The sequence below is a fragment of the Luteococcus sp. genome (assembly GCF_043424415.1).
Taxonomy (GTDB): Bacteria; Actinomycetota; Actinomycetes; order Propionibacteriales; family Propionibacteriaceae; genus Luteococcus.
In genome coordinates, this window is the sequence record NZ_JBHWOO010000096.1 from 1 (window position 1) to 23,548 (window position 23,548).

At 70.3% G+C, this 23,548-nt stretch carries 21 protein-coding genes and 1 pseudogene; 14 read left to right on the top strand and 8 right to left on the bottom strand.

Annotated features, from left to right (window positions below):
* Positions 1-262 precede the first annotated feature (262 nt).
* The 3 genes from ACHFFZ_RS05550 to ACHFFZ_RS05560 all read right to left on the bottom strand — a co-directional run bounded on the left by ACHFFZ_RS05550 (position 263) and on the right by ACHFFZ_RS05560 (position 2,772).
* On the bottom strand, positions 263-955 hold the full coding sequence (locus ACHFFZ_RS05550) for a hypothetical protein (RefSeq protein ID WP_394275665.1): 693 nt from the start codon (positions 953-955) through the stop codon (positions 263-265).
* Positions 952-1,524, bottom strand: a complete 573-nt coding sequence (locus ACHFFZ_RS05555) for a hypothetical protein (RefSeq protein ID WP_394275666.1) — start codon at positions 1,522-1,524, stop codon at positions 952-954. The genes ACHFFZ_RS05550 and ACHFFZ_RS05555 overlap by 4 nt, the downstream gene beginning before the upstream one ends.
* 237 nt (positions 1,525-1,761) lie before the next feature.
* Positions 1,762-2,772 (bottom strand): hypothetical protein, encoded by a 1,011-nt coding sequence (locus ACHFFZ_RS05560; protein WP_394275667.1) that lies wholly within the window; start codon positions 2,770-2,772, stop codon positions 1,762-1,764.
* A gap of 213 nt (positions 2,773-2,985) precedes the next feature.
* Between ACHFFZ_RS05560 and ACHFFZ_RS05565 the strand changes: the two genes are divergently transcribed.
* Together ACHFFZ_RS05565 and ACHFFZ_RS05570 are read left to right on the top strand one after the other, a co-directional pair.
* Positions 2,986-3,498, top strand: coding sequence for a peptidylprolyl isomerase (locus ACHFFZ_RS05565; protein ID WP_394275668.1), 513 nt, complete (start codon positions 2,986-2,988; stop codon positions 3,496-3,498).
* 87 nt (positions 3,499-3,585) lie between these two features.
* Positions 3,586-3,861, top strand: coding sequence for an Lrp/AsnC family transcriptional regulator (locus ACHFFZ_RS05570; protein ID WP_394275669.1), 276 nt, complete (start codon positions 3,586-3,588; stop codon positions 3,859-3,861).
* A 45-nt stretch (positions 3,862-3,906) separates the two neighbouring features.
* Here ACHFFZ_RS05570 and ACHFFZ_RS05575 read toward each other — a convergent pair.
* Positions 3,907-5,589, bottom strand: a pseudogene (locus tag ACHFFZ_RS05575) (DEDD exonuclease domain-containing protein); the annotation flags it as partial.
* A 99-nt stretch (positions 5,590-5,688) separates the two neighbouring features.
* Here ACHFFZ_RS05575 and ACHFFZ_RS05580 point away from each other — a divergent pair.
* From ACHFFZ_RS05580 to ACHFFZ_RS05590, 3 genes are all read left to right on the top strand, one after another.
* Entirely contained in the window at positions 5,689-5,934 is a 246-nt protein-coding gene (locus ACHFFZ_RS05580; RefSeq protein WP_394275670.1) for a hypothetical protein, read from the top strand.
* 114 nt (positions 5,935-6,048) lie between these two features.
* The gene (locus ACHFFZ_RS05585) at positions 6,049-7,209 is read left to right on the top strand and encodes an NlpC/P60 family protein (RefSeq protein ID WP_394275671.1); all 1,161 of its coding nucleotides are present in this window, start codon (positions 6,049-6,051) and stop codon (positions 7,207-7,209) included.
* A 27-nt stretch (positions 7,210-7,236) separates the two neighbouring features.
* A complete protein-coding gene (locus ACHFFZ_RS05590; protein WP_394275672.1) occupies positions 7,237-8,391 on the top strand; it encodes an ROK family glucokinase in 1,155 nt (384 codons plus the stop codon).
* Between the two features lie 65 nt (positions 8,392-8,456).
* Here the strand turns inward: ACHFFZ_RS05590 and ACHFFZ_RS05595 are convergent, their stop codons facing one another.
* Entirely contained in the window at positions 8,457-8,915 is a 459-nt protein-coding gene (locus tag ACHFFZ_RS05595) for a hypothetical protein (RefSeq protein ID WP_394275673.1), read from the bottom strand.
* 177 nt (positions 8,916-9,092) lie between these two features.
* Here ACHFFZ_RS05595 and ACHFFZ_RS05600 point away from each other — a divergent pair, with 177 nt between their 5' ends.
* From ACHFFZ_RS05600 to ACHFFZ_RS05630, 7 genes are all read left to right on the top strand, one after another.
* The gene (locus ACHFFZ_RS05600) at positions 9,093-10,136 is read left to right on the top strand and encodes a lysophospholipid acyltransferase family protein (RefSeq protein ID WP_394275674.1); all 1,044 of its coding nucleotides are present in this window, start codon (positions 9,093-9,095) and stop codon (positions 10,134-10,136) included.
* A gap of 2 nt (positions 10,137-10,138) precedes the next feature.
* The gene (locus ACHFFZ_RS05605) at positions 10,139-11,281 is read left to right on the top strand and encodes a sensor histidine kinase (protein WP_394275675.1); all 1,143 of its coding nucleotides are present in this window, start codon (positions 10,139-10,141) and stop codon (positions 11,279-11,281) included.
* Positions 11,281-11,946: a response regulator gene (locus ACHFFZ_RS05610; protein ID WP_394275676.1), complete on the top strand. Its 666-nt coding sequence runs from the start codon at positions 11,281-11,283 to the stop codon at positions 11,944-11,946. The genes ACHFFZ_RS05605 and ACHFFZ_RS05610 overlap by 1 nt, the downstream gene beginning before the upstream one ends.
* Positions 11,947-12,035: 89 nt before the next feature.
* A complete protein-coding gene (locus ACHFFZ_RS05615) occupies positions 12,036-13,424 on the top strand; it encodes a class II 3-deoxy-7-phosphoheptulonate synthase (protein ID WP_394275677.1) in 1,389 nt (462 codons plus the stop codon).
* A gap of 20 nt (positions 13,425-13,444) precedes the next feature.
* Complete coding sequence (locus ACHFFZ_RS05620; protein WP_394275678.1) at positions 13,445-14,467, top strand: threonine aldolase family protein; 1,023 nt, start codon at positions 13,445-13,447, stop codon at positions 14,465-14,467.
* Positions 14,464-14,988, top strand: coding sequence for a GNAT family N-acetyltransferase (locus ACHFFZ_RS05625; protein WP_394275679.1), 525 nt, complete (start codon positions 14,464-14,466; stop codon positions 14,986-14,988). Before ACHFFZ_RS05620 ends, ACHFFZ_RS05625 begins: the two co-directional genes overlap by 4 nt.
* A 52-nt stretch (positions 14,989-15,040) precedes the next feature.
* Positions 15,041-15,682, top strand: a complete 642-nt coding sequence (locus ACHFFZ_RS05630; RefSeq protein WP_394275680.1) for an MBL fold metallo-hydrolase — start codon at positions 15,041-15,043, stop codon at positions 15,680-15,682.
* A gap of 192 nt (positions 15,683-15,874) precedes the next feature.
* Here ACHFFZ_RS05630 and pknB read toward each other — a convergent pair whose 3' ends face one another.
* Positions 15,875-18,028: a Stk1 family PASTA domain-containing Ser/Thr kinase gene (gene pknB / locus ACHFFZ_RS05635; protein WP_394275681.1), complete on the bottom strand. Its 2,154-nt coding sequence runs from the start codon at positions 18,026-18,028 to the stop codon at positions 15,875-15,877.
* Between the two features lie 195 nt (positions 18,029-18,223).
* Here pknB and ACHFFZ_RS05640 point away from each other — a divergent pair, with 195 nt between their 5' ends.
* Positions 18,224-18,970, top strand: coding sequence for a thiamine phosphate synthase (locus ACHFFZ_RS05640; RefSeq protein ID WP_394275682.1), 747 nt, complete (start codon positions 18,224-18,226; stop codon positions 18,968-18,970).
* A 77-nt stretch (positions 18,971-19,047) separates the two neighbouring features.
* Here ACHFFZ_RS05640 and ACHFFZ_RS05645 read toward each other — a convergent pair whose 3' ends face one another.
* Positions 19,048-20,154, bottom strand: coding sequence for a polyprenyl synthetase family protein (locus ACHFFZ_RS05645; RefSeq protein ID WP_394275683.1), 1,107 nt, complete (start codon positions 20,152-20,154; stop codon positions 19,048-19,050).
* A gap of 104 nt (positions 20,155-20,258) precedes the next feature.
* Between ACHFFZ_RS05645 and ACHFFZ_RS05650 the strand changes: the two genes are divergently transcribed.
* The gene (locus ACHFFZ_RS05650) at positions 20,259-21,149 is read left to right on the top strand and encodes a methylenetetrahydrofolate reductase (RefSeq protein ID WP_394275684.1); all 891 of its coding nucleotides are present in this window, start codon (positions 20,259-20,261) and stop codon (positions 21,147-21,149) included.
* A gap of 76 nt (positions 21,150-21,225) precedes the next feature.
* Here ACHFFZ_RS05650 and ACHFFZ_RS05655 read toward each other — a convergent pair whose 3' ends face one another.
* Positions 21,226-23,418 (bottom strand): HelD family protein, encoded by a 2,193-nt coding sequence (locus tag ACHFFZ_RS05655; RefSeq protein WP_394275692.1) that lies wholly within the window; start codon positions 23,416-23,418, stop codon positions 21,226-21,228.
* Between the last annotated feature and the right edge of the window lie 130 nt (positions 23,419-23,548).

Sequence of the window (23,548 nt, forward strand, 5' to 3'; positions counted from 1 at the left end):
GTCTCCCCGATCATTCGGGGGCCACGGGCCCTTTCAGGTGTGCCCGTGGTGGCGAGTCCGCGAGCTCCCGTGGTTGCCCTTCCAGGGCTGTTCACCGACCAGGGGTACCAGCCGGCCTGGTCTGCCGCTGAGCCATCCACAGACCTGCAGGCAGCATCGACGCACGCCAGCAACGCGCTGGGAGGAGCCCTTGGTGGTCGTGGGCGCAGTGTCGAAGGACCACACAGCTGGCCCGGGCAGTCAGTCGGGCTCTCCAGGGGTCTCAGGTGGCCAGGAAGGCCAGCCATATGCCCGACCACAGCGCCGGGCCGTAGGGGATCGTCGTCCCCATGGGATGAGGCCTTCGTCGCCGGAGCAGTGCGACGACGATCGAGGCGACGGCGCCCACCGTTGTGCCGGCCAGCAGGGTGGCGCCGACCAGTGTCCACGAGTCCAGGGCGGCGCCAGCTGACAGCATTCCGACCAGGCGGACGTCCCCGAAGCCAAGGGCGCCCGTCAGACGCCAGCACGTCCAGAAGAACAAGGTGGTGACGGCCGCAGCGAGGGTGGAGCGAAGGCCCACAGTCCACGCGTCGCGGGGCGTGGCCAGCAGACAACAGGCCAGGGCCGCTGCGGACAGCACCCAGCACCACCGGGTCGCTCGGAGGGGGAGCCACGTGGTGTACAGGTCGCAGGTGACCAACGCACACACGGGGCCCGCCAGGACCAACAGCAAAGGCCACTGCGAGCGAGCCTGTTCCACTGCCAGGAGTGCGCTGCCGGCGGAGAGCAGCAACACGACGCACACCGGCCCCTTGGCCGCCAGGCTCGCATAGGGGCGCTTGGTCCAGCCCTCCTGCACCGCGTCCTCCGGCTCGGGCAAGCGGGCGATGACGACGATCAGGAAGAGGCACGCGGCAGCACAGGTGAGCAGCACCGCCACCAACGCGGTGGCGGAAGGAGCGGCCCCCGTCATGCCGCCTCGAGGATACGGCTCGGCGGGCTCAAGTCATCCCTCACCGGGCCCACACTAGACTCCTGCAGCTCGTTCTCCAGGATGAGCAGCAGCCGTGCGGTGAGTTCGCTGCACTCGCTGGTGGAGGCCCGGGACAACAGGTCCAGCTCGCGCCGTGCCACCCCCGTGCGTCGGGCGACCTCCAGACGGGAACACTGGCGCTCGAGGCGACGAAGACGGCGACGGGCGGTGGCCGCGGGCACCCGGCGACGACGCAAGCAGCGAACCGAGCGCGCGGAGAGCAAGCAGATGCGCTGGCCATCGATCTGACGAAGGCGGTGGCGCGGGGGAGGGGGATCACTCACCAGACGGGCTGCCACCCGGGTCGGCACACGGGCCAGCCCGGCCACCATCTGCCAAGGCAGCCCGGTCGCGTCCACCAGCATGCGAAAGCTGGTCCGGAAGGGCGCAGCCGGTACCCACCGCTCGTCTGCGGGGATGGTCCCGGAATACCTGCCCTGCCGGACCCGCGTCCCCACTGGGACATCGGGACGGGTACGGGTCGGTAGGGAGGCGAGTACGCCGGACATGGTGTCTCCTGTGGTGATCACGGTGGGTGCGCCTTGCTCCCACGTCGCCAGCCTTCCGAGCGCGTGGCCGCGAGCGCCACCTGCGTCAACACCAGGACAACAGGTGGACAACACCGGCCCTGGTCCCCCCGTCCGGTGCGGGTGCAGTGGACGGGGACGCCAGAAGGGCCCACGCCATGTGGCGTGGACCCTCCTGGTCAGGACCTGTCGGACGGCACGCGGTGTGCCGGTCCCGGATCAGCGCTGCGCGCGAGTGAAGCCAGCCTTCTCGGCATCCTCGGTGCTGCGGAACCAGACATCGGCGATGGTGCGCTCATAGCCGGCCGAATCGCTGGTGTGGTACTTCATGGAACGCTCGTTGCCCTTGACGGCGTAGTCGGCCGGGGGCTCGTCGCCCACATAGGAGCCCTCGCCGTACTCATTGAGCACGTTGAGGCTCTCGGCGACGTGCTCCGAAGTGGCCGGGCCACCCTCAGCGCCCATGCGCTCCTCCGGTGAGGGCTCGGTGACGGCGAGCGCGCCGTCGGCGGGCTCGGTCTCGGCGCGGTCCAGGGTGGCGTCCTCGCTGGTGGCGGCGACCCACGTGGCTGAAGCCGGGGACGCTTCGGTGGGGACCGTCTGGTCGCTCTCGTCGGCGCGGTAGGCGTCGCTGGGCTGGTGGGCGGTCCAGGCATCGTCCTTGGTGGCCAGGAACTGGCGCACGGCCACGCCCACGGCGGCGATCACGGTGCCGACGGCGGCCACCTTGGCGACCGACCCGGCGACATTGCGCTTCTTCTTCTCAGGAAGCTCCAGGTCACCGCGCAGGGCAGCAACGGCAGCATGGCTGCGCTTGTTCGCCTCGCTGACGGCCGGGTGGTTCTCGGCCTGGTGGAGCAGCTCGACGAGCTGGGGGACCAGGTCCTCCTGCACCTTGGAGCGAGCCTGCTCCACGGCGGGCTGCACCTTGTCGGCAGCGGCCTCGAGGTGGGGCTCCAGCTGCTTGCGGGCCTTGTTGGCGCCAACGACCGCGGTGGCGGCCAGCGGGGCCACCTTCACCTTCGCGGCATCGGTGGCCGGGCTGAGCTTGTCCTTGGCCTGCTCCGCGTAGGGCGCGAGCTGTTCACGGGCGGACTCGGTCTTCTCGGATGCCGTGCTGAGCAGGGGGGCCAGCGCCTCCAGGGCCTGCTCGAGAATTTCGGTTCCACGCTCAACGGCCGTGTGAGTGGTCTCTGCGGCGGTGTCGCGCACGTCCTTCTTCCGGGACACGTTTCCTCCGATCGTTTGGGAGCTCGTGGTCGAGCACCCCTTCACGCTAGCCAACAAGGGGGTTTGGCAACAGCCCAGCCAGCCCGTCTACCCGCAGAGCGAACAGCAACGGCCCCGGGCGGCAGGTCCGGGCGGCTAGGCTTTCGTGGTGAAGGGCACGGGCCTGCGCCCCCGCGTCGCGGCTCGCGCCTCCCTGACACGAGAGGAATGACTGTGGCAAGCACGGCAACCCTGCACACCAACCACGGCGACATCGTCATCGAGCTCTTCGCCGACCAGGCGCCCAAGACCGTCGAGAACTTCGTCGGCCTGGCCGATGGAACCAAGGACTACATCGACCCCAAGAGCGGTGACACCACCAAGGGCAAGTTCTACGACGGCCTCGGCTTCCACCGAGTCATCGACGGCTTCATGATCCAGGGCGGCTGTCCTCTGGGCACCGGCACCGGCGGCCCCGGCTACCAGTTCGGTGACGAGTTCCACCCGGAGCTCTCCTTCAACCGCCCCTACCTGCTGGCCATGGCCAATGCGGGCCCCGGCACCAACGGGTCGCAGTTCTTCATCACCGTCGCCCCGACCCCGCACCTGAACCGTCGCCACACCATCTTCGGTGAGGTGAGCGACGAGGCCAGCAAGAAGGTTGTCGACGAGATCGCCCAGGTCCCCACCGGCCGCATGGACCGTCCGGTCGAGCCGGTCGTCATCGAGTCGGTCGAGATCGCCTGACCCAGGCTCCCACCACGCCAGACGGGCCGTCCCCTGCAGGGGGCGGCCCGTCGGCATGTCGCCCCGGCGCGCCACTAGGATCGGACAATGATCACCGCAATCTCCTTCGTCAAGGCAGAGGTCTCCCGCATCCCCGAGGTCGCCGAGCAGATCGCATCCCTCGACGGCGTCAGCGAGGTCTACTCAGTCACCGGTGCCATCGACCTGATCGTGATGGTTCGCGTGCGCGACAACGATGCCGTCGCCGAGGTCGTCGCCGACCACCTGAACAAGGTCCCCGGGGTGCTGGAGACCGAGACCCACATCGCCTTCCGCGCCTTCTCCAACCACGACCTCGAGGCCACCTTCTCCCTGGGCAACTGAGCCCGTCTGGTCCCGGCCGAGCAGCAGGCGCGCCAGCTGGCCCTCGGCCAGCCCCACGTTCACCGGCCAGCTCCATTCGCCGTCGAGGTCCATCAGGCGCACCCCGGGACGCTCCAGCCATGCGGCCAGCAACTCACACTCCTCGACGGTGGCCGCGGGCATTCCCTCGCGCGGAGGCAGCACCGTCTCGGCGCGCGCCACCGCCTCACGCGCCACCCGCTGGGGCACCTCGCCGGGCAGGCTGACCACGGCCGCCGCCAGCCGGCCGTGGCGCATGACGTGGATCTGCCAGCCTCCCTCGTCGCGGGGCAGCGCCGCCACGATCTGGGCACAGCGGGCCACCGCAGCCATGCGTTGCCCGCGCAAGGTGACCCGGGCATAGCCCTGCATCCGCTCGGAGAGCACCTGTGCCTCCTCGAAACGCTGCTGTTCCACCAGGCGGGCCATGCGTTGGCTGGTGCGCCCGAGCACCGGACGGACGTCGCGGCTGATCGCCACCCTCACCTGCTCCACGACCTCGGGATAGTCCTGCGCACCCCGGCCGAGCTCGCAGGGGGCCAGGCAGCGCGCCATCTCGGCAAGGGCGCAGGAGGCCGTGGGCCGGGTGGTCGAGAGTCGCTGGGTGCACTGGCGGATCGGGTAGGCGTCGTAGAGCGCCAACATCGCGGACTCGGCCGACTGGCGGTTGTGGAAGGGTCCCCAGTAGTCGCACTGGTCGGCGAGCACCTGGCGCACCACCGAGAGCCGAGGGAAGGCCTCACGGGTCAACTTCACCCACACGAGCTTGTCCTGGTTGCGGGAGCGGCGGTTGTAGCGCGGACGGTGGGCACGGATCAGTCGGAGTTCACGCACCTCCGCCTCCAGCTCGGTGGCGCACGGATGGGCCTCGACGCCGGTGGCGACCCGGACCATCTCCTCGATGCGACCCCGCTTCTCGGCTGCGGTGAAATAGCTGCGCACCCGGGTGCGGATGTTCTTCGACTTGCCCACGTAGAGCACCTCCCGCCGCGTCCCCGTTGACTCCTGGTGGTCGGCATGGAAGCAGTAGACGCCCGGACCGGTGGGCAGCTCCTTGGCCCAGACCCGCTTGGCCCGTCGCTGTGGAGAGACCTTGTGCGTGAACTCCACCAGGTCCTCGAGGGTGTCCACGCCCAGGCTGCCGACCCTCTCGAGCAGGGCATGCAGCACGTCGACGGTGGCCCGGGCATCGGACAGTGCGCGGTGGTTGGGCACGGTGGTGGCCCCGAAATGGGCCGACAGGGTCCCCAGCTTGCAGTTGGCGACCTCGTCGCGCAGCAGGACCTGCCGGGCGAGGGCAACGGTGTCGACCACGACGGGGCCGGGCCACGGAGTGTCGAGCTGGACGCAGGCGCGCTTGAGGAAGCCGATGTCGAAGCCGGCATTGTGGGCCACCAGCACCGCACCGCGGGAGAACTCGAGGAAGCTCGGCATCACCTGTCCGATCGTGGGGGAGTCGGCCACCATCCGGTCGGTGATTCCCGTCAGCACGGCGATGGAGGCGGGGATGTGTGCTCCCGGATTGACCAGGGTCTGGAAATCGCCCAGGATCTCGCCGCCGCGCACCTTCACCGCCCCGAACTCGGTGATGGCGCTCTGCTCACCGGTACCAGTGGTCTCCAGGTCGACCACGACGAAGGTCACCTGTGACAGGTGGGTGCCCAGGTCGTCGAAGCTCGGTTGACTGGCTCGGTAGGCGGCGGGACTCATGGGGGAGACGCTATGCACCGGTTCTGACAAAAGCCGCCGGACGACGTGAACAGAACAGGTGTGCGAAAAATGTCAGTGCCGGATGACAGCCTCATGGGCATGGAGAACACGAGTGACGCACGAGGGTCCGTATTCGACCGGACCGAACAGGAGATCCCGTGCCCGGGTGGGTGGCCGCAGCTGGTGGCCTGGGAGGCGGACTGCATCCTGGAGCGGGACTGGAACGGCACGCAACCGGACGAACAAGAGCTGCAGGCGGTCCTGGTTCTCGCCGGCGCAGGCCTGCTGGACGGGCTCGGCGGCCGGGCCCCGGCCAGCGACCGGCCACTGGCGAGCGCCGCCTGAGGGGGCGACGATGCGGCTTGGCTGAAGACCTGGCGAGGCTTTTGGTCGGCGTCTGTGACGCAACCTAGAATTCGACGCGGTGGCCAGCGCGGCCAGCGCGATGGGAGACAGACGGTGGCAAGGTTCACAAAGCTTGGTGCGAGCACGGCAGTGGCCGCGGTGATGGCAGCCTCGCTGTGGTGCGGCAGCCCCGCGGCACAGGCAGACCCTGATGCCGTCGCGCGCGCTCAGGAACAACTGGCCCGCATCGAGGCGGAGAGTTCCGCGATCGACGCCCGATACATCGAACTGCAGGAGAAGCTGGACCAGGCCAGCAAGCGGCTGGCTCGTGCCGACAAGGACCTGGCCAGCCAGGACGCCACCGTCGACGAGTTGAGCAGGAGCCTGGGCCAGTTCGCCGCCGAGCGCTACCAGACCAGCGGGGTCGACATGACCACCCGCCTGCTCACGAGCCAGGACGAGGCGGACTTCCTCGGCCAGCTCGCCCAGGTGCAGTCGGTGACCGATCGCGCGAACCAGCGGGTGCAGGAACTGCAGCTGGCCCAGGCGGACCTCGCCGTGAGCCAGCAGAGCGCCGCCGAGTCCCGCCGCCAGATCGCCGCCGCCAAGTCTGCCCAGGCCAAGGCCTCGCAGGAGTACCACCGCAAGCAGGACGAGGCCCAGAAGGTCCTCGACAAGCTGACGGCCGAGGAGAAGAAGCGTCTGGCCGAGATCGAGCGCAAGCAAGAGGCCGAGCGGCAGGCCAAGGCCAAGAAGGCCATCGAGGCCGCCCGGGCTGCCGAACAGGCTCGCACCGCCGAGGCCGACCGTGCTGCCGAGGCGGCTGCCAGCCCGAGCCCCACCGCCATCCCCAGCTCAAGTAGTGGCGCGGGCACCGGCAGCGAGTCCAGCCCTGAGTCGTCGGCGGGCCCGGCCACCGCCGGCTCGGGACGGGCAGGAACCGCGGTCTCCTTCGCCCTGTCCCAGGTGGGCAAGAGCTATGTGATGGGAGCCACCGGTCCGGGCGCCTATGACTGCTCAGGGCTGATGCTGCGGGCATGGGAGAAGGCGGGCGTCGGCCTGCCCCGCACCTCCCAGGCGCAGTTCGGTGCCGGCACATCCATTCCCACCAGCCAGCTGCAGCCCGGCGACCTGGTCTTCTACTATTCGGGGATCAGCCATGTCGGGATGTACATCGGCAATGGCATGATCGTCCATGCGGCGAATCCACGCAGCGGCGTCAAGGTGGCGCCCGTCGACCAGATGCCCCTGACGGGGGCTCGCCGCGTCGGTTGAGTCCGGCGGTCAGGAGGGAGCGACGGTGTGCTGAGCATTGGCATCGACATCGGTGGCACCAAGGTGGCAGCCGGCGTCGTCGACGAACGGGGCCAGGTCCTGCGACGGCTCCAGCGCCCCACACCCTCGACCAGTCCGGAAGCGGTCGAGGACGTCATCGTGGAGGTCGTCGAGGAGCTGTGCTCCACACACCAGGCCGTCACCGTGGGCATCGGAGCCGCCGGATGGGTCGACACCGACCAGGCGATCGTGCGCTTCTCGCCCCACCTGGCCTGGCGCAACGAACCGCTCAAGGCCCGGCTGAACCAGCGCATCGAACAGCCCGTGCTGGTGGACAATGACGCGAATGCCGCCGCCTGGGCCGAGTACCGCTTCGGCGCCGGGCGCAATGCGCACGTGATGACCTGCATCACGCTGGGGACCGGTATCGGCGGTGCCCTGGTGATCAATGGCCGGCTCTTTCGTGGGCGTTTCGGCATGGCCGGCGAGTTCGGCCACATGGGTGTCGTGCCCCAGGGCCACTGGTGCCCGTGCGGCAACCGGGGATGCTGGGAGCAGTACGCCTCGGGCAATTCCCTGGTGCGTGACGCGAAGGCCCTCCTGCGCGAGAACTCCCCTCAGGCACAGCCACTGCTGGAACGCATCGACGGCGACATCGACGCCCTGACCGGCCCCGACGTCACCGCCGCCGCCATGGACGGTGACCGGATGTCGGTGGAGCTGATCAGTGACGTCGGCACCTGGCTTGGGCGCGGGCTGGCGAACCTGGCGGCTGCCCTGGACCCGGACCTGTTCGTCGTGGGCGGTGGGGTGAGCGCCGCCGGCGACCTGCTGATGGAACCGGCTCAACAAGCCTTCGACCGCACCCTCACCGGGCGGGGATTCCGGCCCCCGGCCCGGCTGGAGCTCGCGAGCTTCCTCAATGACGCCGGTCTGGTCGGTGCCGCTGACCTGGCACGCCACTCGATGGACGAGCCCCCTGGTGCCGCCCGCGGCTTCTGGCCGCGTCGCCGGCGAAGGGGTACCGGACTGGGCGGCCTGCTGCACCGACTGGAGCCGGGCGAGGCGATCTCATCGCGTTCCACGCGCTCCCGATGGGCGTCCACCGCGGCGTCGAGCCAGACCCAGCGCGAGAGCGTCTGGCCGCCGCGCTACTGGAGCGACCAGCACTGGACCGAGTAGTTCGTCGGGCCGGTGCACGGACGATGGGTGGCGCCGCAGGGCTGGGGCTGGAAGGGGCAGTGCCCTCAGACCTGGGCCCCGTCATTTTCCAGCGGCTCACGGTCCTTCGGCAGACTGACCAGCGCCACCACCAGGCCGATCAGGAAGGCGCCGACAGCCCAGCCCACCAGCGGCCCCACTTCGGCGCCGAAGATGGCCCCCAGGAAGACCAGCACCGCGAAGGACATCAGCAGCGAGCTGGCCAGGAAGGGGCCCTTCGGCATCTCCGCCGGGCGGGGTCGGGGTGGCACGAAGGGCTCATCGGGGTCGTCGGGAACCGCCGCGTCCATCGCCGCGGTCATCGAGAAGTCGTCGCGGGTGCCCGGACGTGCAGCCTCCCGAGGAGCGGGCGCTGCGGCCTCCGACGCCGGGGTGGAGGACAGGTCACGGGGCTCCGTCGATGGCGCGGGTCCGCCCGGCTGGGGGCCGAACTCGGCGTCCACGATCGCCCGGAAACGGGCCTCGGTGTCGTCCGTGGCGCTCATCGGCAGGACGATTCGTCGAAGCAGCTGGTCACGTCCACCAGCCTACGACGAGCACGACGTCGCAGGCAGCACCCGCCACGGGGCGCGGCAGGCCGTCCGCAACCTGCCCAGGCCCTAGTCTGGGAGGCGGCCGCCCCGCCGCGTTCCCCACGCGCGAGGCCAGGAGCAGGAGGACCGATGAGCATCGACGAGCAGAGCCGGGACGAGGCCGGGACCGCCCCCGACATGACGGGGCCCACCCCCGGCACCGAGGTTGGCGGCGGGCCCGCGAGCCCTCCTCCCGAGCAGCCGCCCGCCGGTCCGCAGCTGGTGGCGCGTGCCGCCGAACTCACCCACCAGGCCGCCGAACGGGTACGGGTCCAGGTCGAAGGCGCGGACCTCCTCCCCGCCGAGGGGCCAGCCCTGTTGGTGCTCAACCACCTCTCGCACCTGGACCAGGTGCCCGCCCGCCCGCACGGCCGACGCATCCACGTCGTCGGCCCTCACCGGGGAACCGCCGCCAGGACCCTGAAGCGGCTGGCCCGACGCTCCGAGCCCGACCAGGACCCCGAGGAGCTGGCCCACACCCGGGCCAAGGCGCTGCTGGAGCAGGGCGAACTGGTCGCGGTCTTCCCCGAGGGGGGACGTTCCCCCGACGGGCGCCTCTACCGGGGCCGGCCCTGGGTGGCCCGGCTCGTGCTCGACACACAGGTGCCCGTGCTGCCGGTCGCGGTGCTGCCACAGCAGTCCCTTGTGGCACGCACCGTTGCCCCACACCTGCGCGTGGGCACGCCGCTCGACCTTGAGCGCTACCGCGCCCTGCCCTGCCCCGAAGGACAGGAACAGCTGGTCTGCCAGATGGTCACCGACCTGCTGATGGAATCGTTGATGGCGCTGTCCGGCCAGACCTACATGGACATCGATGTCGACCGACGGCGTGCCGGACTGCTGGAACAGCGCCGTACCCGCACCGCCGCCACCCGGGCCGAGGCCCGCGCCCGGAGGGCCCGCGAACTGGCCGAGCAACAGCAGCGGATCGCCGACCGGGAGGCCGAGGCCGCCGAGATCGCCCGCGCCCAGGCCCTGGCCGCCGACCTTGCCCGCGACCAGGCCCGGCGCGCTGCCGAGGCCGACGCGCGACGCCAGGCCCTGCGCCAGGTCCGGCTCGACCAGGGCGCGCAGACCAAGGGACGCGACATCACCCGGCCACGCCACCACAGCCCCACCGACGGCAACGACTGAGCATGGCCCTGGGCGCGACCGACGACCTGTTCGACTCCGTCTACCGGGTGCAGGCCCGGATGCGATGGGGGCTGCTTGTCCATGCCGTGGTGGTGAACCTGGCGCGCATCGAACGCGCCGACCATCCCCGGGTGCTGCTGGCGATGTGCCTGGGGATGGGGTTGTGGACCGTCGTGGTCAACCGGCTCCTGCGGGACCCGGACACCCGCCGCTCCTCGGTCTTCTGGGCGGACCTGGCCGTCTCCGCCCTGGTCGTCGCCCTGACCGACTGGACGCTGGGACACGAGGTCTTCCTGCAGACCCAGCTGGGAGTGGGTGGCTTCTGGATGGGGATGCCCTCCCTGGCCTTGGCCGTCTGGTACGGCGCAGGGGTCGGCATGGCCTCCGCGAGCGCCCTGGTGCTGGTCTGCTACCTGCACTCCCTGGAGGAGCCGTGGGTGTGGTCGCTGCTGGTGGTGCAGGCAGTGTGTGCCTGGGCCACCGCCCAGATCGTCACCACGGTGCAGGAGGTCGCCGCCGACCGTGATGCGCGCAATGCGCGCCTGCTCGTACTGGCCGAGCGCGACCGTCTCAACCGCATCGTGCACGACGGCGCCCTGCAGGTGCTGGTCATGGTCGAGCGGGAAGGGCCGGAGCTCGGACCGAAGGGGGAGCGGCTCGCGGCACTGGCCCGGCGGCAGGAGTCCCAGTTGCGTCTGCTGCTGCAGGACCGCACCGTCGACCTGCCAGGAGAGCCTGGCAGCCAGACCGACGTGGTCCAACTGATCGAGGCCCATGCCGACGACCGCGTGACAGTGGCCGCCCCGGCCGGCGAGGTACTCCTGCAGGCTCGCCGTGCCCAAGAACTGGGTGCAGCCGTCAGTGAGGTGCTGCTCAACGTCGAACGCCACGCCGGCCCCGGCGCCCGTGCCTGGATCCTCGTGGAGGTGGAGAACGACGAGCTCTTGGTGAGCATCCGCGATGACGGGGTCGGCATGTCGCGTGAGCAGGTGGCCGATGCCGCCGCCGGGGGACGCCTGGGCATTGGTGCGTCCATCGTGGGACGGCTGGAGGACATCGGGGGCCGGGCCGTGGCACGATCACAGCCAGGACGGGGAGTGGAGTGGGAGCTGCACGTGCCGATGGATGCGCCGGAGGAGCAGTGATGGAGGCTCGACGGGTCATGCTGGTCGACGACCACCCGATGTGGATCGAGGCCCTGGGCGAGGACCTGGTTCAGGCCGGCTTCGAGATCGCGGCGGTCGCCCACGACGGGCAGGAGTGCCTGCGTCGCGCCCGCGCCGCCCGCCCCGACGTCATCGTGATGGACCTGCGCATCCCCGAACCTGACGGCGCCACCTGCATCCAGGTGCTGCTGCGCGACTTCCCCGAGACCAAGGTGCTGGTGGTCTCCGCCTCCGGCGAGCGTGAGGACGTGCTGCGCGCCGTGAAGGCGGGGGCCAAGGGCTACCTGGTGAAGTCGGCCTCCCGCGCCGAGCTCGTCGAGGGGGTCTGCCGCACCGCCCAGGGTGACGCCGTCTTCACCCCCGGCCTGGCCGGACTGGTGCTGGGCGAGTTCCGTCGGATGGCCACCATCGCCCACGACCCCGGCGCCGAGGGTCCCCAGCTCACCCCGCGCGAGACCGACGTGCTGCGTCGCGTCGCCAAGGGCATGGCCTATCGCGAGATCGCCGTGGAGCTCTTCGTCAGCCACCGCACCGTGCAGAACCACGTGCAGAACGTGCTGCGCAAGCTGCAGCTGCACAATCGTGTCGAGTTGACGCTCTACGCGCTGGAGGTCGGCCTGGCCGAGCCTGAGGACCCCCGCTGAGGCATGGCCGGCACAGGCCGACGACCTGGTGTCCTGTCGTCGCGTGGACGGGCGCCCGCCAGCGTGGACGCGCGGCTAGGCTGACTGCCATGTCTTCCCGAGTGCCTTCCCTGGACGAATTGCGCGCACTGCCCAAGGTGCAGCAGCCCACCTACCAGGACGCCGACGAACTGGCCGCGGTCACTGACCAGCTGCGCACCCTGCCCCCGCTGGTCTTCGCCGGTGAGTGCGACGAGTTGCGCGAGAAGCTCGCGGAGGTGGCCGAGGGCCGCGCCTTCCTGTTGCAGGGAGGTGACTGCGCCGAGACCTTCGACACGGTGACCGGTGACAACGTCAAGGGCAAGCTGCGCGTGCTGCTCAGCATGGCCGTCGTGATGACCTATGCCGCGCAGGTGCCGGTGGTCAAGGTGGGACGAATCGCCGGCCAGTACGCCAAGCCGCGCAGCAAGGACACCGAGACCCGCGACGGCGTCACCCTGCCCGCCTACCGTGGCGATGCGGTCAACGGCTTCGACTTCACCGAGCAGAGCCGTCGCCACGACCCCAAGCGCCTGGTGGGTGTCTACCACGCCTCGGCCGCCACGCTGAACCTGGTGCGTGCCTTCGTCAAGGGCGGTTTCGCCGACCTGCGCACCATCCACTCGTGGAATGCCGACTTCGTGCGCAATTCCAATGTGGAGAGCCGCTACGAGCAGCTGGCCAATGAGATCGAGCGTGCCCTGGCCTTCATGGTGACCACCGGCGTGAGCGACCAGACCCTGTCCGAGGTGGACTTCTACGCCAGCCACGAGGCCCTGCTGCTCGACTACGAGCACGCCATGACCCGCATCGACTCGCGCTCCCAGCTGCCCTACGACACTTCCGGGCACATGGTGTGGATCGGCGAGCGCACCCGGCAGCTGGACGGCGCTCACGTCGAGCTGCTGCGCCACGTGCAGAACCCGATCGGCATCAAGCTGGGCCCCACCAGCACGCCCGAGGATGCCATCGCCCTGGCCGATGCTCTCGATCCCGACCGCGTGCCCGGCCGCATCACCTTCATCACCCGCATGGGTGCGGCGAACGTGCGCGAGAAGCTGCCTGCGCTGGTCAAGGGCATCGAGGCCAGCGGACGCAAGGTGGTGTGGGTCTGCGACCCGATGCACGGCAACACCTTCGAGACCGACAACGGCTTCAAGACCCGCTCCTACTCCGACGTCGTGGAGGAGCTCAACGGCTTCTTCGACGTCCACCACGAGCTGGGCACCTGGCCCGGTGGCGTGCACGTCGAGTTGACCGGCGACGACGTCACCGAGTGCCTGGGCGGTGCCTTCCAGCTCGCCGAGGCCGACCTCGCCAACCGCTACCAGACCACCTGCGACCCGCGGCTCAACCGCAACCAGTCGCTGGAGCTGGCCTTCATGGTGGCCGAGCGGCTGTCCGACGGAAGGATCCGTCGCCCCAACCTGATCGACGAGTTCCGCAACCTCGACTTCTGAGGAGGATGATGATGCCCGGCATGATCGACCTGCGGTCCGACACCATCACCCGTCCGACCCAGGAGATGCGCCGGGCCATGCTGGAGGCGCCCGTCGGGGACGACGTCTACGGCGAGGACGAGACGGTCGCCGAGCTGGAGGCCAGGGTCGCCGGCCTGATGGGCCACCAGGCGGGCCTGTTCTGCGCGACCGGCTCGCTGGCGAACCTGCTGGGCATCTGGCTGCACGTGCCGCCGGGCGGTGAGGTGCTGTGCGACCAGCAGGCCCACATCGTGCGGGCCGAGATGGGGGCGCACGCCAGCCTGCACGGGATCACCACGCGCACCTGGACCAGTGCGCATGGGATCGCCGGTGCCTCGACGGTCTCGGCGGCCGTCGCCCCCCACAACGGGCCCTTCCTGGTGCGCACTACGGCGATCGAGGTGGAGAACACCCACAACTTCGGCGGCGGCACCATCCAGTCGCTGCAGACCCTGCGGGGCATCCGGCAGGTGGCCGACGAGCACGGCCTGGCGATGCACCTGGATGGGGCCAGGTTGTGGAATGCGCACGTCGCCACGGGTGAGTCGCTGCGGGAGCACGGGGCGCTCTTCGAGACCGCCAGCCTGTGCCTGAGCAAGGGGCTGGGCGCGCCGGTGGGCTCGGTGCTCACCGGATCGGCCGAGCACATCGCCCGGGCCCGGGTGCAGCGCAAGCGCCTGGGCGGTGGCTGGCGGCAGGCGGGGATGCTCGCAGCCGCCGGGCTGTACGCGCTGGACCACCACGTGGAGCGCCTTGCCCAGGACCATGCCGCCGCCCGCGGTTTCGCCGAGCAGGTGGCGCTGGCAGCGCCGGGAGCCTGCGCTCCCGAGGAGGTCGCCACCAACATCGTGGTGGTCTCCACCGGGACCCGCCCGGCCGCCGATGTCGTGGCCGCAGCGGGGGAGCGGGGCATCCGCCTCTCGGTAGTGGGTGGCCACCTGGTGCGCGCCGTCACCCACCTGGACGTGACCGGTGAGCAATGCCGCGAGGCGGGCCGGGTCCTGGGGGAAGTGCTGTCATGAGCAGCCTTTCGCTCAGGCGGTTGGTGGTGGGCGACGAGCAGGAGGTGCTCAATGCCTTCATCGGCGACGTCTCGATGGACCGCCAGGGTGGCATCGCCTCCCTGGAGCAGGCGCGCGCCTATGTGGAGCGTCTGGCCTCCGTCGACGCCCCGCACCTGGCCTGGGCCGTGGTGGACGAGGACGACCGGCTCTGTGGGCTGGTGGCGATCACCGTCGAACCCGACGAGGTGGGCTGGTTCTGGTACTGGATGGCCAAGCGCTGCCGGGGGCGGGGATGGACCAGCCGCGCCGCCGCGACGGTGGCCAGCTGGGCCCTGGACGAGGTGGGCCTGTACCGGCTCGAACTGGGCCACCGCGCCGACAACCCCGCCTCTGGAATCGTCGCGGAACGGGCCGGTTTCGTCCGGGAGGGCATCCAGCGCGAGAAGTTCCTGGTCGACGGCCAGCGGGTGGATGCGATCAGCTATTCACGCCTGCGCAGCGATCCAGGGCCCGCGCTGGAGGCGTTGCCGATGCGCTGAGGCCTACGCGGGTCTGCTCGACAGCCTTGGTATGGGGCAGCAGACTGGGGACATGAAGATCACCCAGCTTGGACACTCCGCCCTGCTCGTCGAGACCTCCGAGCAGCGCGTGCTCATCGACCCGGGAGCCTTCAGCGATGCGTGGCACGGGCTCACCGACCTGGACGCGATCCTGGTCACCCACCAGCATCCCGACCACGCCGATCCCGAGAACCTGCCCGCCTTGGTCAAGGCCAATCCGGCTGCGAAGGTGCTGGTCGAGCCCGGCGTGATCGAGGCCGTCGACCTGGCAGGCCGCGGCGAGGGCCTCTCTGCCGACAGCTCCGTCTCGCTGGGAGGCCTGAAGGTCTCCGCCGTGGGTGGGCGCCACGCCGTCATCCACCGCGACATCCCGATGATCGGCAATGTCGGCCTGGTGCTCGAGGCCGAGGGGGAGCCGACGCTCTTCCACCCCGGTGACTCACTCGAGGTCGCCCCCGCCGGCATCGACCTGCTCGCCATCCCCGCCTTCGGGCCGTGGGCGGCGATGAAGGAGACCGTCGACTTCGTGCGCGACGTCGACGCGCCCCAGGGCTTCCTGATTCACGACGGTCTGCTCAACGAGCGCGGCTGGAAGCTGCTGCACACCCAGGTCGGCAACCTCGGCCCCACCGAGATCGCCGACCACCGCGACCAGCAGCCCTTCCAGGCCTGAGGCCGCCTCGGCGCCCGGCTTCGCACCCCTCGGGTGGACGAGGGGTGCGAAGCGGCAGTCCGGTGAAGCGGCGTCAAAGGCGAGGATGCGCGAGGCTGCCCGACGAAGGGGGGCCTGCGCATCCGAGAGCAGCCACGAGCCGGAGCTGACGCGAAGCCCCCCGGGCCCAGAGTAGGGCGGGGCGAGGCGGCCTCAGATCACCCAGAGCGTGACCGTCGAGCCCTGCTTGGCCTGCTGGCCCTGGGTGGGGGAGGCCGCCTTCACCTTGTCCTCACGCAACCACTCTGGGGTGGCGTGGACCACCTTCACCTTGAAGCCCGTGCTGGTCAGGGCATCGGAGGCCTTCTTCTCCGTCAGGCCGGCGACCGTGGGCACAGCGACCATCACCGGCCCGGTCGAGACCGTCAGGGTGATGGTGCCGCCCTTCCTGCCGGTGCCGCCATTGGGGTTCTGGCTGATCACCTTGCCCTTGTCGACCTCGTCGGAGTGCTGCTCCACGGTCTTCACCAGGAAACCGGCGCCCTCCAGCTCCTTGCGGGCCCGCTCGGCCGACTTGCCGGTGAAGTCCTCGATGCTGATGGGGCGGGGACCCTTGCTGACCACGAGGTCGATCTCGGTACCGCGCTTGAGCTCAGTGCCCTTGGACTGGCTGACCGTGGCGATGATGCCCTGCGGCACCTCCTCGTTGTAGTCCTCGGTGACCTTGCCGACCGCCAGGTTGTTCTTCTCGATCGCATCACGGGCCTTGGACTCGTCCATGCCCACCACCGACGGCATCAGGTAGCGCTCGGGGCCCTTGGAGACCCAGGCCTGCACGGTGCCGTCCTTCAGCACCCGGTCGCCCGCGCGCGGCTCGGTGCGGATGACGGTGCCCTTCGGCACGGTCTCGGAGAACTCCTGGGTGGTGTCCAGCTGCAGCCCCTGCTGCTGGGCCAGGGCGACGGCCTGGGCTTGCGGGCGGCTCGCCAGGTCCGGGGTGGCCTCATAGCGTCCGCTGTTCCACCACCACCCTCCGGCCACGGCCGCCACCAGCAGCAGCGCGAGCAGCGCCAGCACCAGGGCGCGACGGCGACGATGGGTACGCCGACGGGCCCCCGCGGGAGAGGCGCCGGCTGGGCGTCCATCCGGGGTGGTGCCGGAAGCAGCCGCGGCGGGAACCCACGGCGTCGACTGCTCCCACGAACCACTGTCCTCCACGGCAAAGGCGGCCCCCGTGCGGGCGGCCTCGGCCCTGGCGTCCAGGGGCATCGACGCGTCGATGCGGGTCGGGGGATCATCCCGGCGGGGGGCCGGGGGTGTGGACGGCTGGGCGGTGTCTCGTACGGCCGGCTGCACCTGCGTCGCCGCGAGGTGGACCGTCGTGGGCGGGCCGTCCGGCACTGCCGGGCTGGCCGGCGGTGGTGCCTGGTCGATCGAGGCCCGCATCTGGCGGGTCAGGTCGGGGTCGTCGAGGATGCCGTGACCCAGGGCCTTGCGAGCCGTGCGCACCAGGCGCAGCAGTTCGCGACCGTCCGCAGGACGCTCCTCGGGGCGACGGCGTGTGCAGGCCACCACCAGCGCGTCCAGGTAGGGCGGGATGATGCGGCGCGAATCCATCGAGCGGGGATCATTGCCCGCCAGCAGCGTGGATGGGGCGGGGATGTCGTTGTGGACATGGCTGTAGGCCACCTGGATCGGCGTCTCACCGGCGTGCGGCTTCTTGCCCGTGAGCATCTCGAAAAGCACCACGCCCGCGGAGTAGACGTCACTGCGCACGTCGGCGCGCCCGGTGGTGACCAGTTCGGGCGGGAGATAGCTGACGGTGCCGATCAGCAGACCCTGCGTGGCCGTCGCGGTCTGGCTGGTGACCGCACGGGCCAGGCCGAAGTCGGCGACCTTGATCTGCCCGCGGTCGCTGATCAGCACGTTCTCGGGCTTCACATCACGGTGCACCAGGCCGGCCTCGTGGGCGCTGGCCAGGGCGCTGGCCATCGACTCCACCACCTGCAGCGCACGCAGCGGCGGCAGCGGGGCCTCGCGCGTGATCGCATGGCGCAGCGTGCAGCCCTGGACGAATTCCATGACGATGTAGGGCCGGTCGATGTCGACGCCCTGGTCGAAGACGCTCACCACGTGTGGATTGCTCAAGGTGGCGGCGCTGCGCGCCTCACGGTCGAACTTGCGCGCGAACTCCGCATCGTCGCCCAGCCCGTCGTGCATCACCTTGACGGCGACGACCCGCGTCAGGCGGCGGTCCTGCGCACGGTAGACCGTGGCCATGCCGCCACGAGCCAGCTTCGCAAGGATCTCGTAGCGACCATCCAGCACACGGCCGACCATGGGGTCGCCCAAGCTCGTTGCGGTCACACCTGCTCCAAACACGGTCGGGGAAGAGAAGGCCGTGTCAGCCCTTCGAGGAAGTCCTCACCCAGCAGTGTATGTGCACACCCGTGGAGGTGGTGGACAGCCACGCTGCGCCGAGCCCCGCCATCGGGAGGGGGATGGGCTTCGCTGGTGGGTGAAAGCGGTGACGGTGATGCACCCGAGCCCTAGTGTTGAACCGTGACTGCACTGATGGGACTGACCAGCCGCCTCAAGGTGGCAAAGCTGCACCTGATCACCGACGTGCGCCGGGAGCAGGGCGACTTTCGCGAGTTCGTCGTCGAAGCCCTGCACGGCGGGGTCGACCTGCTGCAGGTGCGTGATGCCCGCGCCAGTGAGGAGGAGCTCGCCGAGGCCCTGGCCATCGCCCAGAGCGCGGCGCTGCAGCTCAATGCCACCGTCGTGGCGGGAACCTCACTGTCCGTGGCCGAACGTTTCCGGGCCGACGTGGTGCACGTGGGTGCGGCCGGGTCGAGCGTTGACAGTGCGCGCCGTGTGCTGCCCCAGCACTCCCTGGTGGGGCGCTCGGTGCACGACTCCGCGGCACTGCGGAAGACCCGCGCCGACTACCTGATGGTCGGACCCGTCTTCGGCGAGAGTTTCGAGGGGGTGCGCTTCCCGGGTCTCGACTTGGTGCGCGACGCCGCCGCCACCCACCGGGTGGACGACCCGCGTGGCACCCCGTGGTTCGCGGTGGGCGGCATCGATGCCGGCACCATCGAGCGCGTGGTGGAGGCCGGTGCCCTGCGCGTGGCCGTCAGCTCCGCCATCACCCGCGCCGCCGATCCCCAGTCCAGCGCTGCTGCCCTGAAGAAGGTGCTGCTCGAAGCCTGGGGCCGCACGCCGGGCATGGAGGAGTATGCCCTCAAGGCCTTCGGTGGTGGGCAGGGCCTGTCCTTCGCACCCCGCCGCGTCGCCGGCTCCTGAGACGCACACTCCTCACCACCCGGGCGGGAGCGAGCCGCCGGGCCCGGTGGTGGTGAGGGGTGCAGTGGTCGCGCTGGTCAGTGGTCGCGCCGCACGCAGGCCTCGGCGAGCGCCGTGAGCGCCACCCGGCCCCCCTCGGTGACTTCGGCGCGTTCCAGCGCCGCCATCGCCTGCTCGTGGGCGGCATCGATGGTCGCCTCGACGGTTTCCTTGGCGCCAGAGGCGGTGATGATCTCGCGGCCCCGCTGCACCTGGTCAGCGCCCAGGGTGGCGTCGCCCAGCATCGCGTCCAGCTCGGCGGCCTGCCCGGCCGGCGCGTTGGCCAGTGCGTGGGCCACCAGGACGGTGCGCTTGCCCTCGCGCAGGTCATCGCCAGCGGGCTTTCCGGTGAGCTCCTCGTCGCCGAAGATGCCCAGCAGGTCGTCGCGGAACTGGAAGGCGCGCCCGATCGGCGAGGCGAAGGCCGCCAAATGCCCCTGCAACTGCTCGTCGGCGCCACCCAGAGCGGCCCCGAACTGCAGGGGACGCTGCACGGTGTACCGATTGGTCTTGTACTCCACCACCCGATTGGCCGTGGTCAGGGCCTCCGCCAGGGTGGCGGTGGCCGGGGCGGACTGGGCAATGACATCGAGGAACTGACCGCAGGTCACCTCCGTGCGCATTGCCTCCACCCACGGGCGCGCCCGGTCCAGACGGACCGGGTCCAGGCCGCTGCGGGCCAGCATCTGCTCGCTCCACACCAACAGCAGGTCGCCCAGCAGGATCGCCCCAGCCCGTCCGAAGGCCTCCGGCAGTCCACGGCCGGTGCGCTCCCGGTGCAGCTGCTCGAACTGCAGGTGGGCGGCCGGGACCCCGCGCCGGGTGTCGGAGGAGTCCATCACGTCGTCGTGCATCAGGGCGCTGACGTGCAGCACGTCGAGGCTGGCGGCCGCCGTCACCAGCGGCTCCGGGTCCTCGGGGGCACCACCCGCCGCCACCCGCCCCCAGTAACAGAAGGCCGGACGAATCCGCTTGCCACCTCCGGTGAAGACGCGCGCCAGCTCCAGCGGCAGGTCGAGCTCGACACCGATGCTCGCCAGTTCGGGCTCGCGCTCGTCGAGGAAGCCACTGATCCGGGCCTGGACGGCCGCGCGGAAGCCGGCGCCGGCGGGATCGGTGGGGTGGAAGTGCTCAACGATGGCCATGCCCCGAGCCTACTGGCCCCCGCGACGAAGTCCACGGCTGCGATCCTGTCCACGGCAGTGGCGGTGGACAGGAGGCAGCCGGTGGAAGCCCTAGTCTGGAGCCCATGTCCGCACGCTCCACCATTGCAGAACTGTTGAGCACGCAGGAGAGGCCCCTGGTCGGCTTCGAGTTCCTGCCCCCGCGCAGTGACGACGGCTGGGAGCGCGTGCACACCGCCGTCGAGCGGCTGGAGCCGCTGGCGCCCGACTTCGTCTCGGTCACCTATGGCGCCTCCGGCACCAACCGCGACCGCACCGTCGAGACCACCCGGCGCCTGGCCGAGACCAGCACGATCCCGGTGATGGGCCACCTCACCTGCGCCTCGCAGAGCCGCTCCCACCTGGAGGGCGTGATCGACGACTATGCCAGTGCCGGTGTGGACCACGTGCTCGCGATTCGCGGCGACATGCCCGGCGGGCCCACCGTGCCGTGGCAGAGGCATCCCGAGGGCCTGGCCAATGCCACCGAGCTGGTGAGGCTGGTCAAGCAGCGGGGCGAGTTCTGCGTCGGGGTGGCCGCCTTCCCCGATGTTCACCCGGAGAAGTCCGACGCCGACCTGGACGCGCGGATCCTGGTGGACAAGGCCGAGGCGGGAGCCGAGTTCGCCATCACCCAGCTCTTCTTCAACCCCGACGCCTACTTCGACCTGGTGCAGCGCGTGCGCAGCCTCGGCTGCCAGATCCCCATCATCGCGGGAATCCAGCCGATCAGCACGATCAAGCAGGTGGAGCGTTTCGAGGAGCTCAGCGGCGCGCCCGTGCCGCGACAGGTGAAGATGCGCCTGGCCGAGGTCGCCGACGATCCTGCCCGGGTGCGCCAGGTGGGCTCGCGGATCGCCACCGAGATCGCGGTCACGCTGCTGCGCGGCGGGGCCCCGGGCCTGCAGTTCTTCACCCAGAACCGCTCGCTGGCCACCCGCGAGATCTACGCGATGCTGCTGGAGCGCCGCTGGTGAGGCCCTCACCAGTCCTGGTCAGAGATGTGTGTCAGCGGTGCCACACAAGTCTGACCAGGATGGTCAGCCACTCGTCTCAGAGGACCGAGCGCCAGCGACCCGGGCGTCCGTCCACGTCGAGCGTGGTCAGGCGCTGCGTCGGACGGGTCAGGGCGACGTAGAGCACCCGCTCCGCGCCGGGGCTCTCGGCGACGATGTCGTCGGGGCTGACCACCAGCACACCGTCGTACTCCAGGCCCTTGCTCTCCAGCGGGGTCACCACGACGGTGCGCTCCAGGTTGGCCACCAGCTGCGGCTGGTCCGAGGCCTGACGACGCACCTGCTCCATCAGCGACGGCGGAACGATGACGCCGATGGTGCCGTTGACCTGCTCGGCCAGCAGCGCCACCTGCTCGCTGATCGCCTCCATCAGTTGCTCGCGGCCGGTCACCTCCAGTGCCGGCTCGTGTCCGGTGGAACGCACTGCGTGCGGCAGGTCGGCGTCGGGGAAGACGGGCGTGATCACCTTGGCGGCCAGGTCGAAGACCTCCGCAGGGGAGCGGTAGTTGGTGTCCAACCGGTAGGTGCGCTGGGCGCCGCTGCCGATCAGCTCGCGCATCACCTTGTCGGTCTCGGCGGCCACCGGCCAGGAGGACTGGGCGGGGTCACCGACCAGGGTCCAGCTGGCCTGCGGTCCGCGACGGCGCAGCATTCGCCACTGCATCGGGGTGATGTCCTGGGCCTCGTCCACCAGCACGTGGGCGAAGGTGTTGTGCGGCTCGTCCTCGTCCAGGTCGCGGTCGTCGCGCAGCAGGTCGGCGGTGGTGACCAGCTCGGAGACATCCTCGCCGCCCTCGACGAACAGGCTGGTCTCCTCCTGCTCGTGGCGCGGGATCGGTCCGACGATCGCCACCAGCTCGTCGAGCAGGGCCACGTCGGCCACCGACCAGGACTGGTGGCGGTGGTCGTCGACGTCGTCGAGGTGGGCATAGGACTCGGCCAGCAGCTCGCACTCCTGCTCGCTGAGCAGGTCACCGGCGATCCGGTGCAGGGCGGCGGCATCGGCGCAGCGGCGCAGCACGCGGGGCGCGGAGAGCATCGGCCACCAGGCATTCATGGCCATCTGGAAGGAGGCCTGGCTGGTGACCAGGTCCTCGAACTGGTCACGGTCCAGCTCGTGTTCCGCGGCCACCTCCTGCGGGAAGCGGCTCCACAGCGAGTTCACCACGGCCTGTTCGGCCACCTCACGGGCGCGGTTGTTGCGGTGGTGCGCCAGCAGGTCGATGCGCATCCGCCGCAGCTTGTCGGCAGTGAGGGTGAGCACCTCGCCCTTGACGCTGACCCGCACCCGCAGGGCCTCCTCGAACTCCACCAGCGGGGCGCTGACCAGGCGTTGCAGCACCGGCAGCATCCGCAGCGAGCCCTTGAGGGTGGCCGCGGCGGCGGCATCGACCCGCTCCACTCCCAGGCGCAGCACGTCGCTGGGCACCTGCCCGATCGACTTCAGCGTCACCGAGTCCTCTCCCAGGCTGGGCAGCACCCGCTCGATGTAGTTCATGAAGACGGGGGAGGGGCCCACCACCAGCACGCCGCCCTTCTCGAGGCGCTTGCGATTGGTGTAGAGCAGGTAGGCGGCGCGGTGCAGGGCAACCACGGTCTTGCCCGTACCCGGGCCACCGGCGATGATCGTCACACCTTGGTAGGGGGCGCGGATCGCTTCGTCCTGCTGGGCCTGGATGGTGGCGACGATGTCCTTCATCTGGTGCCCGCGGGCGCGGCTGAGGGCTGCCATCAGGGCCCCCTCGCCGATGATCGGCAGCTCGGTGGGAACCGAGTCGTCGAGCAGGTCGTCCTCGATGCCGATGACCACCTCGTTGCGGCAGCGCAGCACCCGACGGCGGATCACGTCCATCGGGGTGTTGGCGGTGGCGCGGTAGAAGGGCTCGGCGGCGGGGGCGCGCCAGTCGATCACCAGTGGCTCGTAGTCGTCGTCGCGCACCCCGATGCGTCCGATGTAGCGTGGCTCGTCGTCGACGGACAGGTCGAGCCGGCCGAAGACCAGTCCCTCGTGCTCGGCATCGAGCACCGCCAGCCGCTTGGCGGCCTGGAAGGCGAAGGCGTCGCGCTCGAACAGGGCGGTGCCGTCCTCCTCACGCATCCAGTTGCCGCGGTCGGTGACGAACTTGCTGCGCCCCTCCGCCTCCACCTGCTTGGCCGAGGCGGTGGCCACCTCGAGCTGGGCATTGACCCGGTCGACGTGGCGCTGTTCGACGGCGATCTCGCGTTCCAGCAGTGCCTGCTGGTCGAGATCTCCGGAGTGGGGCTGCGGTGCGTGCTCGCTCAAGTGGATTCCTCCGTTGAATGACTTGCCCACCAACTTTACGCCAGTGTGGGCCTGGTCGGGAGCAGGTGCCCGGCGC